Here is a 13,999-nt window from a genome sequence, read left to right on the forward strand (position 1 = left end):
AAGATCAGCTATTTGGGTGTGATACCTGATCTTATGGATCTTCCACTTGCTCAATACCTTCTTGAGCGAGAGCATGTCCTCGATGTCGTAGGTGAGTGCTGTCAATATATTAGGTGTTTCCTTGTCTTGTTACATCCCTACAATCAATGATTGTTCTCACAGTAGAACCAGTGTTCGACTTCGGTTATCTCGCAGAAGCCGTAAATAATTTCGGTGTTCTCTTCTATTGCCTTCTCAACGCTCTCTACCATTACTTCTTCAATCAGGTACAGCAGGTCATCGGGAACATATTTATAATACTTTGAGTTCCCAAAACCAACAAATCCATTGCCAACATAATGGACTGATAGGCAACTACTCCTATAGCAACTTAATGATACGCGAGCAAGCCACGATCTCCGCATTTCTCTTTGAATCCACTTCACTCTTTCGCTATCAAGACCATCGGGTTCTACAGTATATGGCCATATAAAAATTGTCTCACCTTCATACATCTCCTCAAGCTTACCAAGTATCCCCTGCATCCTGTCCAAGACGTCATCGGGAGGTTGTCTTGGCCATAGATGCACTAACAGGCTACTAACAAGCAGTAATGCAACACCCCCGATGACTCTCTTCTTCATTGTTTATATTCTCCGGCTTCTGGCTAATGCACAGTCGTGACGTACTTTTGAAGCCACCCTTATTGGGTAAGGCGCTGAGGTTACTTTCTGCATCACGATGTCAGCCGTGAGTGAGGAAGGTTCAGGATATTCATGGTATAGCTCGAACCCTAAACGTACTGAGAGGTTATCTGTCACATCGTCAAACTTACGCAGACTGAGCCACCAACCAGGAATCTCCGATCTATAAGTGACGTCCTGGTCATCATGCAGAGTGTCGGATCCCACCTGCTCAAGTCCTGCACCTTCCAGCATCAGCCCTTCAGAAAAGCCACAGTACAGGCTGACGTAGCCGTAGTGGATATTCGCCCAGATATCGTAGTAGTACTCATATTCACCGTATTTGTGGCGCCATCGGTAGGAGGACTTACCGAGTGATGAGAAATCACCATCTTCATTATTGCTGATCCTGCTTTTATGATCCCAATCAGCCCTTTCCCTCACCATCAACGTCCACAGGGCAAGAGCGAATGCCCTACTAGGAACTTTTGGCATCAGGAAGTTACGGATATTCGCCAGCGAGGGATACTCGCCGCTCATGCCATTCAGCTCTTTGGTGAACCCTTCAACGAAAAGCACTCTGCTCTGCCCGTTCCAGATTGACATCATCCGGCCTGGCCGGGACACGGTATTTCGCTGAATCTCGTCTACGATGTACGCAGCCAGGTCCAGTGCTTGGTCAGGATGGTTACAGGGAGCCTCAGCCGGTTCCGTATTGGCGAAGGACTGCCGGATTCCAGCACCAGGGTACTGTCGTCGTTGTGACACCACTGAGTCGTAATGGGCTTGTGCGGAAGGCTGACGATCATCCCCCAGTGCATGCACGCCATTCATGGAAGAAATCAGGGTCGCCCCACAGGCCGTGTGACAGCCATCAAAGGCAACAGATTTACCATTGACCGTGATGGTAGGGTGCCCCTCGACAATAGGGCAGACACCATGCCCCTTGACCGGGCATGCGACCATATCACCAACAACAGCAACCTGCTTTCCGTGGACGATGTAATTCGCTTGACCGGAGACCACTCTTCCACCGTGCGAGCTGTAGTCTCCAACGAAAATTGCTCCATCCCCTGGATTGAACATATGCAGCGCTCCCTGCGCCATCGCTCAGACAAGGGATCATAGTACTGCCGGCAGCAACAACATGATGGCTGATTATATGCAGAACCAACCTGCAGAAACGTTCCTAAATTAAAGAAAAAGCGAACGCCACAATCACGCGGACACTTTGCATTTATTACCTTCGTCAAGTGCCTGCAGTTTATACCCGCCGGACGACGACGCGGCCCCTGGATATCCGACCAGGCGCTAGGCTCTAACTAGTCCCAGATGAGGCCTCATTTAATAGCCGGACAACACCTCCAGCGTCTTGAAGCTGACGCCTTCTCGTTGCTGATGCCGGCGGTAACTCTCGAGAAGCTCTGATAAGCCCGGATCGGCTGGCGCTGCTGGTCCTGCGCTGCGAATCGGTGTCGGCTTGGTCATTGCCGCCAGAGGCACCACGCCACCACAAGCCTTGTCATCGCCCTCGTTGGCGGCGTGCCGGGTCAGCAGTTCATGGCTCTCCAGCAGTAGTGCAGCCGCCGCGACCATGGCTTCTCGCCGACAGCGAGTCCCTAGCGAACGGCGTATCTCGGTCTTGCCTATGGCTTGCCGCGCCCTTTCCGGCACAACAACGCGAAAGTACCAGATGCCGTGACGGGATCTGAACAGATAGGGAGCGCTGGGACGCCTGGCGCTGGAACGCTTGGAGGGTGTGCAGATATTGCACGAAGGGAGGGTCTTGCGGGCCACGGGACGCACTGATCCAGGCATCTTTGTACCACCTCTTTGTACCACTGGGGATCAATGAGGCAGAAGGTCCTGCAGGATCAAAGGCATGGCCTGAAATGGAGGCGGCCCCGACAGCCACATCCCGGCACACGCGTCCACCACTACCGTTGCTCCCTTCCGGGCCTGGCGGGGTTTGCGGTCTAGCGTTGCGGGAGGACCGACAGGGCCACCACAGCAAGGCGAGCTCGACAACAAGGAAATGTCGACTGCCTGAAAACGTCACCGGGCAAGGCCTGAAAAATCAGCCTCTTGCTCAGGACGCGGGCACTATACCAAGGTCATGCCCGGGCCACAAGGGCAAACCCAGTAGACTTTGCCTCAACAGTCATGCAGCGCTCGAAATGTGAGACTTCTACACTGAAGCTGTATGGTGGAAGCACCTTAACGCCTGGGAGCTCATACTCACCAGGCGTCACTTTTTGAGGATGACGACCACGAACAACCAGCACCATTACGCCCACCAACGCCCATTCCAAGGAGGCGCTGCATGAACAAGGATCCCAACAAAGGCTACATCGCACTACTCGGCTGGAGCCTGAACGCTATCGAGGCCGCCGAGAATTTCGACCGTCGCTACGTTGTGGTGGCCCCAGACTGGGCCGAGGACTACTGCAAGCAGCACGATATCCCCTACGTCTCCTGGAACTTCGAACGGCTCAACGACCGCTCGCTGGAAATCGCCGAGACCCTGCGCGACATGGGCGTGGACGTGTCCATTCCACTGTTCGAGGAAACCGTGGAGTGGGCCGGAGCGATCAACTCAGTGCTACTCGACAACCCGCGCCTCTACGGCCAGTCGCTGCTGCTGCGTGACAAGGCCCTGATGAAGCGGCGTGCGCAGCTCGGCGGTATTCGCGTCGGCATCTTCGAGGAAGCCCACGACCACCAGGACGTCATCCGCTTCCTCAAGCGGGTCAACCAGACCCTGCTCAAGCTCGACGGTGACCCCAACGACCCGATCCACCTCAAGGCCTTCGACAAGGCTGGCTGCCTTGGACACCGGGTGATCCGTACACCCGACGAGGTCGACACCATCCCGGAAGAGGAATTTCCGGTGCTGATGGAATCCCACCTGGACGGCTGGGAGTTCGCGGTGGAGGCCTGGATCCATGATGGCAAGATCGCCTTTCTCAATATCTCCGAGTACGTGACCCTGGGTTATTCGGTGTTCGTGCCGGCCTCGCCGGAGCTTGAGCGCTACCGCGAGCAGATCCGCGTGCAGATCGAGAAGCTGATCAAGGCCTTCGACATCGATTTCGGCCTGATCCACCCCGAGTACTTCGTCACCAGCGATGGCGAGATGTACTTCGGCGAAGTGGCCTATCGTCCGCCCGGCTTCAAGGTGTTCGAGCTGCTCGAGCGGGTCTATGGCTTCAACGCCTACCAGGCCAGCATGCTGGTGTTCGACCCCAAGACCACGCCCGAGGAAGTCGCCGAGTTCTTCCCGCGCGAAGTGGTCGACGCCAACGGCTTCGCCGGCTGTTTCGGGGTCTATCCGCGCCGCCGTGTGGTCAGCCGTCTGGAAATCCCGGAGTCGGTGGAAGACCACCCCTACTTCGAGTCACACGAGCTGACCGCGCCGCTGGAAGAGACCGTCACCAAGCGTACCGCCTTCGGTACCCACTGGGGCCTGGTCTACTTCAAGGGCGACGACGCCCATACCTTGCGCGACCTGTTGAAGGCACAGGAAGACGAGGACTACTACATCTAGGCCTGCCTGTTAAGCGCTGCCCCGTCGGGGCAGCGCCGCCGGATTGGCGACGCCGCCGCCCGAGCATGCGTATACTGGCGTCGTCCGCTCGACGTGACACGACTCGACCCCCTGATGTAGGGACTGCTGCCGGAACTCCTCCGGGAGCCAACTTCAGGACGACAAGGAGCCGGTGTGACCAACCCAGACACTCCATCCCCCGCGGATAACGACAAGCTTCGGGGCCTGCTGACCAAGCTGGACGACGCGATCGCCAGCCTTGGCGAGTCCCGGGAGTTCGCCAAACCGGCCAAGCTGCCTCGGGTCATCGATACCTGTCGCCGGGTGCTGATGCAGCCGGGAGGCTGCGCGGAAATCGAACAGCGCGCCGAAACCCTCGAACAGGCTGGCCTGTTTCTGGGATCGGACTGGGCCAGCCCGCATATTCTGATCCCCTCCCTGACCACCCAGTCGCTCAAGAGCGCCGACAGTTCGCTGGTGGTTATCGAGGCCTTGAGCGAGTTGCGCATGCTGGCAGTCGCCAAGGGACGCTATCGCCACCACCTCATTTCCGATGAGGGGGCCCACCACTACCTCACCCAGGTCATGGCGATCAATCTGCCGCTGCTGTTTTCCGCCCCGTCGGAGGCAGAGCGTGAGACCCAGGGCCGTCTGGCCGAGATTCCCCGCCAGCTGTTTCAGTACCTGGCCGAGCGCATCGGCTACGAACACGTCATCGACGAGCTGATCAGCGAGATCTGGCGGATCCTGCAGCAGCGCCCGATCCAGGTCGATCCGGTCAAGCAGATGATCACCCAGATCGCCCTGTGTCAGGCCAACCCCGAGATCGACCTGGGCGCCAGTGGCCAGGGCGCGGACCGCCTGGTCAGCTCGCTGTTTGGCCCGACCCAGGGCTGCCGTGAGGACCCGGGCATCGAAGTCTACCGCGAACGGCTAGCCAGCATGGACGCGAGAGGCCTGCAGTACGAAGCCAGCGGTTTTGCCAGGGCGATGCACGACACCGGCCTGGTGTCGCCCTATCACCCGGTGCTGCTGCGCCACCTGCTCGACTTTGGCGACAACCTGCTGTCCGAGGCGCTGGGGCTTTCGTCCACCGGCCGCGATTGCCTGCTGTGCTACTGCGATCTGGTCCACACCATGGTGCGCACCGCCATCTATCCAGAGACCGCACAGGCCGTCTATGGGCTGGCACTGACCCTGGAACGTGGCATCCTTTACCAGCCACCGGTGGCGCCGGCACTGTGGCGGCAGCTTGGCCTCAAGCTATCCGACTGGTCCGAGGCGCGACTCCACGCCGCCTTCGGTGATGGCGTGTCCTATCGGGCCCGCCTGATGGAAGGTGTGCTGTGCATGCTGGGCCTTCCATTGGGGGTCGGCCAGGGCAACAACCCGACCTGCCAGTCGGCGCGGGCGCTGTCCATGTGGGCCTACAACGACCCGGACTATCTGCTGCAGATGGTAGCCTGGGCCGCCCGCGACGATGAGATCCTGATGCACTTCGAAGGCCAGCCGATCTCGTCTCAGGAGAGCCTCTCCGGCGTCGCACAGACCCTGCCGCTGGACCTTGATCCAGTGTCGCTGCTGGTCGTGCCGCATCTGGACCGTATCTACGCGGAGATGGGGCGTCGCTGCCTGGGCCGTGAGGGAGACCCCCACCGCTGGGTCAACCCGGAATTCCATGGCTGGTGGGCAGGACGCGGGTTTCGTATCAATGTCGACGTGGCCACCGGCCAGCTCACCGACCTGGACACCTTCCTGCGCCATTTCTATGCGAGCTACCACCCCTACTACAACGGTAACCAGCCGCTGATTCACCCCCAGCCCGCCGGCATCGCCGTCACCGACAGCGCCGGGCGCTTCATCGGCTGGCATGCCATCACCGTGTTGCGGGCCTCGCTGGACCCGTCTGGACAGATGCGCATCTACTTCTTCAACCCCAACAACGATAGCGGCCAGGACTGGGGCATGGGCGTGAAGGTCAGTACCTCCAGCCACGGCGAGCGCTTTGGCGAGGCCTCTCTGCCCTTCGAGCAGTTCGCCTCGCGTCTGTATATCTACCACTACGACCCGCTGGAGCACGGCGAACTGGCCCAGGTCGACCAGCAGGAACTCGACCGCGTCGTCGCCATGATTCAGGAAAGCTGGGGCGCCGACCGCATCCCGGCAGGTGGCCTACAGGCCGACGAGGGCGTCTAAAACGCCACTGGCCCGGGCTTGGCGGAAGAGTGCTTCCTTCCGCCAAGTCCGGGCCAGTGCCCTTCCCTCTACCTGTGTAAACCTTTTTGAATCGTCGTCCAGACACAACAGACACCGAACACACGGTGTCAGAGGACCTGCTACCCTCGCCGCCACCCGACTCGGCTTGCCGGGCCTGCCGGTGCATGAATGTCTGGATTCAAGGTCGTCTAGCTCATTAACGTCGCCATCATGCGCTTGCCACGTGCAATTCTCAGCTAGCCATAAATTGCCGCTTCCCTCGAGACTCATACCCGCAGCCAAGGTTACAGACCGACTGACGAGTAAATGGATGGGATCTGTGATATTTGAGGGCAATACATGGGAAGCATATGAGGCTATGCGTGAAAAAGACAAGCGACTTCACAAGCCTTATGCAAACTGCTCAAAGAAATGCTTGGATCTGACGCTGCCTCTTCCGGCTTGGGGAAACCTGCACCGCTGAAACACAGTCTTTCTTATCTCTGGTCAAAATGGATTTCACAGAAAGGTCGTTTGCTATATCGACCCAACGATAAATCAACTTACAACTTCGCCATTGCTGGACACCACGACGAGTCCTAACGCCGCCCTTAAGCGGTGACAAAATATTGGCTATAAATCTTGGTTATACTAAATAGTCGAATCGCCAAGTTTTGAATCCATCTTCAACGACATTGTTATATGCCTTCCCACTCCGTAGATAAAACTGACATTAATACTTTATCTACGAACTTACCATTACGAAAACCTGACTGTCGCATCACACCTTCGTGTTGGTAACCTGCGTTGGCATAAGCTCTGATCGCAAATTGGTTAAGAGAACTCGCCGTGAGTTGTACCCTATGCAAGCCTAGAGTTCGTATAGCATAGTCTGTGACTACTTTTGTTATTGATGTGCCGACACCCTTACCCCAATAATCTTTTTCGCCTATCAGAATAAAGTACTCGCAACTTCGATTTAGAGCGCTTATTGAGGATAGACCAGCATAGCCAATTAGCCGATTATTATCTTTACCGCATATCCCGAAAGATACATTCTTAGCATTAGAGTTTATAGCCGAAAGCCACTTCTCTATATCTGACCTTGACTGAGGATACGCGTACAAAGAAAGACCATAGAGAGTCACTTCACGGTCTAGGGACCACTTGTAAAATGCTTCAGCATCTCCTACATCCAATGAGCGCAAGTAATAACCATCTATTTCTAATTGCATGATTCTCCTTATAAACGATGATTTAAACACAGCGCTGAGTTAAATATCGCTCAACGACGCCAACATACTTTAACCATTATTCCGAAAACACCAAACTAAAATAAAACCAAAATGCCGATCGCTGGAAATCTGCCTTGAACGCTTTGTCATGTTCGTAGCCATTTGTACATGACGTAGCTATCAACTAACCCTAGATGAGCATGCTTATATGCCTTAGGGATTTTACCTATGATATGAAACCCTAACTTCTCCCAAAGCTTCACCGCAACTTCATTGGTAGAAACAACGCTGTTAAATTGCATTGCGTCAAAACCGAGACTTAGCGCCGTTTCCTGCGAATGTTCACACATAAGTCGTGCAATGCCCTTACCTCTCGCTTCGCTTGAGACCATGTATCCACAGTTACATATATGACTACTCGGCCCCATTGCATTTGGCTTAATGTAGTAAGAGCCCAAAACGACGTCATTTTCTACAAAAACAAAAGCTTTCAACGGAGATTCGCACCAAAGATCAAATGCCTGTTCCAATGTCATATCGGGGTCGAAGGCATAGGTTTCTTGAGCCTGAATAACCGCTGAAAATGTTGGCCAAAACGACTCGAAATCGGCTTTAGTGATTTCCCTGATCATGGTTTTTCTCTTAGAACATGACACGCCGCATCAGCGGCCGATTCACTCGCGTAGCGAGTGGAACGGTCTGACTGCATACGCTTGTTAGGCGTCATCTTCACTATGTTTTCTAAGTCGTTCCGAAAAGAAGCGACACAGGCTTTCATCAGGAACCTGACCCTCGGAATAGGTAAACGTACCCTGTTCCCTAATTTCCGTTGCCGCACGCTGTATTAAACCGAAAGTCGCTCTTGCTAATGATCCCCCGATACTCACCCTTTTCACACCTAGTGCTTCAAGTTCTCTTAAGGTCAGTAGATTACCAGTTAGTCCCATCACCACGTTAACTGGCCCATCAATTTCTCGAACTAATGCCCCGATAGTATCGGCATCCTTGACTCCGGGAACAAACAATTGGCACCTGCTTCACGATACAAGTTAGCTCGCTCTACCGCCTCCTTGAAAGGATCAGGATGATCGATTAAATAACATTCTGCCCGTGCCGTTAAGTAAAGGGAAACTTTAGTGAGTCAGCCGACTCACGAGCGGCTCTGATTCGTTCTTCAGCGAGTGCTCGTTCATATAAAGCCCCCCCCCAAAACTGGCTGCGTAGTCTTCAATGCTTGCCCCTACTGCGCCAGCATCAGCAAAAAGTTGTATTGTTTCTGCGACTTCGGCAGCCTCGTGGCCGTATCCATTTTCAGCGTCAGCACTTACTGGCACTTTTACCGAAGTAGAAATTCTTTGCGTCTCCTCTAGTGCAGCGTCTCTTGAGAGTGTTCCCTCGTAGTCAGGAAGGCCCATACCAAATGCAATTCCTGCACTCGTTGTCCCAATTGCATAAAAACCAGCCTCCTCTAACATACAAGCACTTCCAGCATTCCAGGCATTCGGCATGACAAAGATGTCATCGGAAGTATGCAGATCCCTGAATACGTTTCCTTTATGTATCTGAAGTTCGTTCATCGAAGACTCCGAGAAACCTAACGCCGCCATCACAGGCCGAGGCAACTTTCAGCATTTCTGTGAATGCATAAAAGGTGTGAGTTACCAAAGGTCGTGTGCATGGCCTGGTTATGTGTTTTTTCCTGACTTATACGCATACTCTTTGTATTTGACCACGAATTCTTTTGCCTGATCCAAAGTGTCTGGGTAAGGAATTACATCATGATGCCCCGGGCCAATTCTTATTTTTTGAAACCTGAAGCCATGATCAAATAGAAAGGCTACTTTTTCCCATTGTTTGAGATCAGATTTTTTTGGTGATTTGAAATGCCGACCGAAATTGTGTGCTTCTCCACCACAATCAGGACAAGTGAGTTCACTTGGACATTGTGCAGACAAATCAAACTTACGTTTGAAAGACTTCCTGCAATTCAAACAAGCAAATGCCATATTATAGGGAGTGGGCACAATCTCTCCTCTTACACATAACGCCCAGCGTAACCGGTTGGCTTTGCAGCGTCAGCGGAAAAGCCAGTCCGCGTTGATGCTATGGTTAGGCTCTTATTCATGAAGCCATGGCGCATAACTCAGACCTACCAACACTCCCTCGGGGCTCATAAACCTTGCAACTGTCTGCCCCCAGGGTTCAGTCCGGGATTCATGAACGAACCCCTGCCCCCTTTCCTTCAATTCTTTCACTGCCGCTTCCACTGCAGCTGCGTCCGCCAACTCAAATTCAATTGTAGCTGTCGGCTCAGGAACATGGTCAGGCCATTCCTCCTGCCCAAAACAAGATTGGGCCGCCATCGCGAGGGGCCATACCCCGAAATGATTCGCTCCCGGGAATTTATCCATGAAACGATAATCGTCCATCTTTTCTAGCGGCAGACCTAGCGCATCCTCATACAAAGACGTACTTGCCGCAGGGTCTTTGGTAATTGATGCAAAACCTGCAATACACTTGATTTCCACTCAATTCCTCCGTGGCTCATGGAGCCTAACGCCTGAACTCAGGGGCATTTGAGGCGACAGCCGCTTTGCGGTAGCAAAGCGGGTGACGGGTCAAACGTCCCCTGCAGCAACTGGTTAGGCCACACTGGCTCAACCTTTGATAATTGTGAAAAGAAGCGCGACGATTCATCGGCGGCCTATTCTTCAACACGGCTCGTGGCGTCACGATCTTGGGTGTAGTGCCGGACAGATGGAAACGCCGGCAACCAAGACTCTCGACGGCTCGTCCAGAGTTCGTAGGTCGGGGTTAGTTGATCAGGAAAGTCCAGCGAACCTAGATTGACCTCGATTTCATCTGCGCTGCACGAATAGACCGATGAGCCGCATTGTGGGCAGAAATGACGCTCCTCATAGTTTCTGGTCTCGCCATCGATCATGACTGCGTCTCTGGGAAAAACGGCGGAAGCGTGAAAGAGGGCACCATGGTGCTTGCGGCAGTCAAGACAATGGCACAGGCCGACGCGATAAGGCTGGCCTGATGCCGTAATTCGAACGGCACCACATAGGCAACCACCGTTGTATGTGGCCATTCATTGCCTCCAGTGAGCCGCACGCATCCGTGCGGCCTAACGCCCTGTTAAGGGGTGAGCAACGCAATACCGAATCCGCCGCAAACCACCTTAATCACTAAAACCAACACACAGTAAAAATGCCACGCGTTGCGAATCCCTCTTGAACAGTTTGTTATATGCGTGGCTCAAGGGGTTTCATAACTTGCAGACTTGTTAATCAACGACTTTGAAGATTATAAAAAAAGCTCTTTTCTGCTGGGTATATCTTTCGCAAAGTCCATTTTAGCATAAAGACAAATGGAAGATTTTCTGCTTTTGCATGCTTTCTGTTGAGTTTATCAAAGTTCACATGCTCAACACCGACAATTTCTAGTCTACAGATTTTCCGCCCATCTTCGTGAGTAAGCGCTTCAACAACCTGCCTTGGGTAATAATGGCTTTCAGATTTATCCCTAATCGTTGCAGTCTTTTTACCAGAAAGAAGCTGGCGCTCTAGCCTTGTGAAAAATGTAATTTTATCCACCATTGAACACCTACTTCCTTACAGACTCTTCTAAGCATATAACGCTCCGCTAAACGGCGAGCGTTAGCGAGTCCGGTGGAGGCCACGCATTTTGTGGCCGGAACGAATTTGAGCGGCTTGTTATGCGATACTGCATAGAAGCCCGAATGCTGCGCACCATTGCCGCCTATATGATCCCATTCCGCTTTGTCTGCGACAAAAATGTGATTTTTAATTTGAGCGCCCTCTAACCCCAATAAAGCGCCAGCAGGAACCCAATATTTATCACCTGAGCGGAACATGTTTGGAACAGTTGCACCGCAACAACTACAAAATTAGCAGCTGTAGCCAGATGATTTGCTATAAGTTTTTATCCTATCTTGACCAGAAAGCCATTTGAAATTCGGTGTACTCACAAATGTGCCCGTTTGGGACGATGAGCCAGTTTGTAGCTGGCAGATTGTGCAATGACACTGATATAAGGTTTCAATTTTTTTCGTTTACTTCGTATGAAACATCTCCGCAAACACACTTTCCTATATTCATTTTGCACTTAGTTCCTTTTTACGCATAACGCCGCAAACAGGGGCAAGCGTTAGCTTGTCCCTGCTGCTTTGCCTTGTTATGCCTTGAATTCAAGTTTAACACTATGCTCTAACTCCTCGAACAACTTAAACCCATGCCTCTCGCATAATTTCCGAGCTGGATTTCCATTTAAAACTTTTAGCTGTATCGGACAGCACTTTTTCCGTGCCTCTTCTATGAGCGAGAGCAATATTTTTGTGCCAATTCCTTTCCGTTGGTACTCAGGGATAATTTGTATGTCGCCTAGGTAGATAAAGTCTACGGTGTATTCAACGTTTAGCATACCGATATCACGACCTTCAACCTGAAGGATAGAGACCTTGTTTGGGTCAAAATGCTTGCCAAATAGTTTCGTATCCCAAGTATGAGTCAGCTCTACATATGGCCTCATCACTGACTCATAAAAAGGTTCAAGCCATTCCCTATCTTGAATAGTTGCTGGTCGTTTATCGAATTTCATATTTAGAAGGCATAACGCAAAAACGAAGCGGCGCGTCTCACGCGTCCGCCTTCCGTGTCTTGTTAGTCACTGCACGCATGAACAACAGGTCGCCCGTAGATTCTGATTCCACAATAAAGAAGCCAAGGCTCTCGTATAGAGTACGTGCAGTATTGTTATCCCGATATACACGAAGAGTAACGTATGCGGCACCAGTTGACCGAACCGCCTTTTCGATCAATTTCTCGCACAGCAGACGACCAGCACCTATTCCCCGAGCTTCGGGTGAAATAATTATTCTGCCTATGTGCACCGCACCTTGCTCCGCCACCCAAAACTGACCAAAACCAATACACTTGCGGTTGCTAGCGGACAAGCAGTAGCTAAAGCATTCCTCCGTCTTGAGTAGTTCAGGTAATCTCTCCGGTGCAAACGGAAACGGCACCAATGGACCAGCCCAGCGAACACAAGCCTTTTCATCGACTACCCAGGAAGCAATAGCCTCATAATCGGTTTTCTGTGGGATTCGCAGAGTTGCTTCCATATGACTAACGCTGCCATAATTTGCAGTTTTGGAGTGAATGCTTTTGTGCTATTTTAAAGCACAAAAGGAGTAACGGAAAAATTGTCAAATTGATGGCCTTGTTAAATGGATTTCTGTGCAACCACGGAGTAAGTGTGCCAGTGCTTTTTCCGTCCAACTAAGGTCATTCCTTCAAAATTATTTTCATAAATGTCTATGATTTTATAGTAGCAATTAAACAGCTCTTCCAAATCATCCTGCGTGTGGATCGTCAGGTCGCCGCGCTCCAGCTTTGCCCATGAATCGTCCGGCCCCATAAAATGGCCACAAAACACGCCTCCCGGCAAAAGCGAGTGTGAGATATTTCTCCAGGCCCGAGGAAAAAGCTCCGGCCGACAAAAAAATAAACTGGAGCACGCAGTTATTAGTGATGATTTCGGATATTCAAAATCCTCAAAACTGCAAGCCTGAGAAAATAGCCTATCGCCGGACTGAGTTCGCCCCTGCTCGCTTAACCTGGCTATCGCTGCTTCACTTTTGTCAAAGGCGTATACCGTGAAGCCACAATCAACCAAAAACAATGCATCACGCCCAGCACCGCAACCTACATCCACCGCTACCTTTGGCAGCAAGGGGTCAACTAGATCTATGGCCATCCTTAGATGAGGGTATACCTCCGCTTCCAATGATCTCTCATGGTATACCTGCTCGCTCATGATCGACTCCGTGTACATTTAACGCCTCAAACACCGGCTTGGTGAAGTTGGCGAATTTTTTGGAAAAAAGGTGACAGCTTTACCAAGTCCGAGTGCTTTGACTTGTTAAGCATTACTGCCCGTAATGACCGCGATAGCTACCGTCACTGCCATAGATAGAACCATCGCTTTCTATTTTTCCTCGATAACTACCGTCACTACCATAAATAGAACCATCACTTTCTATTCGTCCTCGGTAACTACTATCACCACCATACATAGAGCCATCGCTTTCTATTTGCCCTTGATAACTACCGTCACTTCCGTACTGAGAACCGTCACTCTCGACTTGGCCTTGATAACTACCGTCGCTTCCGTATATCGAACCATCATCTTCAATGCTCCCTTGGTAGCTACCATCAGAGCCATAAAAGTCACCTGCATTTACCTGAACAAATGGAACAACAGCCAAAATAAATAAAAAAGTATAATATTTCATGAAGCTCTCCTTTTGCTTAACGCCGCCATCACGCGCT

18 protein-coding genes, 1 other RNA gene and 1 pseudogene are annotated in these 13,999 nt (G+C 52.1%); 3 read left to right on the top strand and 17 right to left on the bottom strand.

Annotated elements, in window-relative coordinates; all coding sequences use genetic code 11:
* Nucleotides 1–143 precede the first annotated feature (143 nt).
* The 4 genes from NFI08_RS10110 to ffs form a co-directional block, all read right to left on the bottom strand.
* The gene (locus NFI08_RS10110; RefSeq protein WP_349589077.1) at nt 144–623 is read right to left on the bottom strand and encodes a hypothetical protein; all 480 of its coding nucleotides are present in this window, start codon (nt 621–623) and stop codon (nt 144–146) included.
* A 3-nt stretch (nt 624–626) separates the two neighbouring features.
* Nucleotides 627–1,748 (bottom strand): polymorphic toxin type 44 domain-containing protein, encoded by a 1,122-nt coding sequence (locus NFI08_RS10115; RefSeq protein WP_349589080.1) that lies wholly within the window; start codon nt 1,746–1,748, stop codon nt 627–629.
* Nucleotides 1,749–2,006: 258 nt separating this feature from the next.
* A complete protein-coding gene (locus NFI08_RS10120; RefSeq protein WP_349589083.1) occupies nt 2,007–2,480 on the bottom strand; it encodes a DUF6538 domain-containing protein in 474 nt (157 codons plus the stop codon).
* A gap of 84 nt (nt 2,481–2,564) precedes the next feature.
* Nucleotides 2,565–2,661: signal recognition particle sRNA small type (gene ffs, locus NFI08_RS10125), an RNA gene on the bottom strand.
* Between the two features lie 324 nt (nt 2,662–2,985).
* Here ffs and NFI08_RS10130 point away from each other — a divergent pair.
* The 3 genes from NFI08_RS10130 to NFI08_RS10140 all read left to right on the top strand — a co-directional run bounded on the left by NFI08_RS10130 (nt 2,986) and on the right by NFI08_RS10140 (nt 7,008).
* Nucleotides 2,986–4,209, top strand: a complete 1,224-nt coding sequence (locus tag NFI08_RS10130) for an ATP-grasp domain-containing protein (protein WP_045993197.1) — start codon at nt 2,986–2,988, stop codon at nt 4,207–4,209.
* 174 nt (nt 4,210–4,383) lie between these two features.
* A complete protein-coding gene (locus NFI08_RS10135) occupies nt 4,384–6,405 on the top strand; it encodes a hypothetical protein (RefSeq protein ID WP_124804319.1) in 2,022 nt (673 codons plus the stop codon).
* 432 nt (nt 6,406–6,837) lie between these two features.
* Complete coding sequence (locus tag NFI08_RS10140) at nt 6,838–7,008, top strand: type II toxin-antitoxin system YoeB family toxin (RefSeq protein WP_349589087.1); 171 nt, start codon at nt 6,838–6,840, stop codon at nt 7,006–7,008.
* Between the two features lie 95 nt (nt 7,009–7,103).
* On the opposite strand, the gene NFI08_RS10145 is transcribed toward NFI08_RS10140, so the two are convergent.
* From NFI08_RS10145 to NFI08_RS10190, 13 genes and pseudogenes are all read right to left on the bottom strand, one after another.
* On the bottom strand, nt 7,104–7,640 hold the full coding sequence (locus tag NFI08_RS10145; protein ID WP_349589090.1) for a GNAT family N-acetyltransferase: 537 nt from the start codon (nt 7,638–7,640) through the stop codon (nt 7,104–7,106).
* A 146-nt stretch (nt 7,641–7,786) separates the two neighbouring features.
* Nucleotides 7,787–8,272, bottom strand: a complete 486-nt coding sequence (locus NFI08_RS10150; RefSeq protein ID WP_349589093.1) for a GNAT family N-acetyltransferase — start codon at nt 8,270–8,272, stop codon at nt 7,787–7,789.
* Between the two features lie 84 nt (nt 8,273–8,356).
* A pseudogene (locus NFI08_RS22865) lies at nt 8,357–8,763 on the bottom strand (isocitrate lyase/phosphoenolpyruvate mutase family protein); the annotation flags it as partial.
* A gap of 10 nt (nt 8,764–8,773) precedes the next feature.
* Entirely contained in the window at nt 8,774–9,217 is a 444-nt protein-coding gene (locus NFI08_RS10155) for an isocitrate lyase/phosphoenolpyruvate mutase family protein (RefSeq protein WP_349589096.1), read from the bottom strand.
* 108 nt (nt 9,218–9,325) lie between these two features.
* Complete coding sequence (locus NFI08_RS10160; RefSeq protein WP_349589099.1) at nt 9,326–9,664, bottom strand: hypothetical protein; 339 nt, start codon at nt 9,662–9,664, stop codon at nt 9,326–9,328.
* 93 nt (nt 9,665–9,757) lie between these two features.
* The gene (locus NFI08_RS10165; protein WP_349589102.1) at nt 9,758–10,168 is read right to left on the bottom strand and encodes a VOC family protein; all 411 of its coding nucleotides are present in this window, start codon (nt 10,166–10,168) and stop codon (nt 9,758–9,760) included.
* Between the two features lie 176 nt (nt 10,169–10,344).
* A complete protein-coding gene (locus tag NFI08_RS10170; protein ID WP_349589105.1) occupies nt 10,345–10,737 on the bottom strand; it encodes a GFA family protein in 393 nt (130 codons plus the stop codon).
* A gap of 199 nt (nt 10,738–10,936) precedes the next feature.
* The gene (gene yqfB, locus NFI08_RS10175) at nt 10,937–11,245 is read right to left on the bottom strand and encodes a N(4)-acetylcytidine aminohydrolase (protein WP_349589108.1); all 309 of its coding nucleotides are present in this window, start codon (nt 11,243–11,245) and stop codon (nt 10,937–10,939) included.
* 311 nt (nt 11,246–11,556) lie between these two features.
* Nucleotides 11,557–11,712, bottom strand: coding sequence for a GFA family protein (locus tag NFI08_RS22870; RefSeq protein ID WP_502881094.1), 156 nt, complete (start codon nt 11,710–11,712; stop codon nt 11,557–11,559).
* 131 nt (nt 11,713–11,843) lie between these two features.
* Nucleotides 11,844–12,266, bottom strand: coding sequence for a GNAT family N-acetyltransferase (locus tag NFI08_RS22875; protein ID WP_502881062.1), 423 nt, complete (start codon nt 12,264–12,266; stop codon nt 11,844–11,846).
* A gap of 37 nt (nt 12,267–12,303) precedes the next feature.
* A complete protein-coding gene (locus NFI08_RS10180) occupies nt 12,304–12,789 on the bottom strand; it encodes a GNAT family N-acetyltransferase (RefSeq protein WP_349589111.1) in 486 nt (161 codons plus the stop codon).
* Nucleotides 12,790–12,890: 101 nt separating this feature from the next.
* Nucleotides 12,891–13,484 carry a class I SAM-dependent methyltransferase gene (locus tag NFI08_RS10185; protein ID WP_349589115.1) on the bottom strand — a complete coding sequence of 198 codons (594 nt, stop codon included), beginning with the start codon at nt 13,482–13,484 and terminating at the stop codon, nt 12,891–12,893.
* A 112-nt stretch (nt 13,485–13,596) separates the two neighbouring features.
* A complete protein-coding gene (locus NFI08_RS10190) occupies nt 13,597–13,962 on the bottom strand; it encodes a hypothetical protein (RefSeq protein WP_349589117.1) in 366 nt (121 codons plus the stop codon).
* Nucleotides 13,963–13,999 lie beyond the last annotated feature (37 nt).

Origin of the sequence: Halomonas sp. EF61 (assembly GCF_040147045.1) — a bacterium.
GTDB classification, from domain to species: domain Bacteria; phylum Pseudomonadota; class Gammaproteobacteria; order Pseudomonadales; family Halomonadaceae; genus Halomonas; species Halomonas litopenaei.

What these genes read in the sequence shown, in the direction of transcription:
- NFI08_RS10110 (WP_349589077.1), bottom strand. Translation starts at nt 623, where the DNA reads ATGAAGAAGAGAGTCATCGGGGGTGTTGCATTACTGCTTGTTAGTAGC.
- NFI08_RS10115 (WP_349589080.1), bottom strand. Translation starts at nt 1,748, where the DNA reads ATGTTCAATCCAGGGGATGGAGCAATTTTCGTTGGAGACTACAGCTCG.
- NFI08_RS10120 (WP_349589083.1), bottom strand. Translation starts at nt 2,480, where the DNA reads ATGCCTGGATCAGTGCGTCCCGTGGCCCGCAAGACCCTCCCTTCGTGC.
- NFI08_RS10130 (WP_045993197.1), top strand. Translation starts at nt 2,986, where the DNA reads ATGAACAAGGATCCCAACAAAGGCTACATCGCACTACTCGGCTGGAGC.
- NFI08_RS10140 (WP_349589087.1), top strand. Translation starts at nt 6,838, where the DNA reads ATGCTTGGATCTGACGCTGCCTCTTCCGGCTTGGGGAAACCTGCACCG.
- NFI08_RS10145 (WP_349589090.1), bottom strand. Translation starts at nt 7,640, where the DNA reads ATGCAATTAGAAATAGATGGTTATTACTTGCGCTCATTGGATGTAGGA.
- NFI08_RS10150 (WP_349589093.1), bottom strand. Translation starts at nt 8,272, where the DNA reads ATGATCAGGGAAATCACTAAAGCCGATTTCGAGTCGTTTTGGCCAACA.
- NFI08_RS10155 (WP_349589096.1), bottom strand. Translation starts at nt 9,217, where the DNA reads ATGAACGAACTTCAGATACATAAAGGAAACGTATTCAGGGATCTGCAT.
- NFI08_RS10170 (WP_349589105.1), bottom strand. Translation starts at nt 10,737, where the DNA reads ATGGCCACATACAACGGTGGTTGCCTATGTGGTGCCGTTCGAATTACG.
- yqfB (WP_349589108.1), bottom strand. Translation starts at nt 11,245, where the DNA reads ATGGTGGATAAAATTACATTTTTCACAAGGCTAGAGCGCCAGCTTCTT.
- NFI08_RS22875 (WP_502881062.1), bottom strand. Translation starts at nt 12,266, where the DNA reads ATGAAATTCGATAAACGACCAGCAACTATTCAAGATAGGGAATGGCTT.
- NFI08_RS10180 (WP_349589111.1), bottom strand. Translation starts at nt 12,789, where the DNA reads ATGGAAGCAACTCTGCGAATCCCACAGAAAACCGATTATGAGGCTATT.
- NFI08_RS10185 (WP_349589115.1), bottom strand. Translation starts at nt 13,484, where the DNA reads ATGAGCGAGCAGGTATACCATGAGAGATCATTGGAAGCGGAGGTATAC.
- NFI08_RS10190 (WP_349589117.1), bottom strand. Translation starts at nt 13,962, where the DNA reads ATGAAATATTATACTTTTTTATTTATTTTGGCTGTTGTTCCATTTGTT.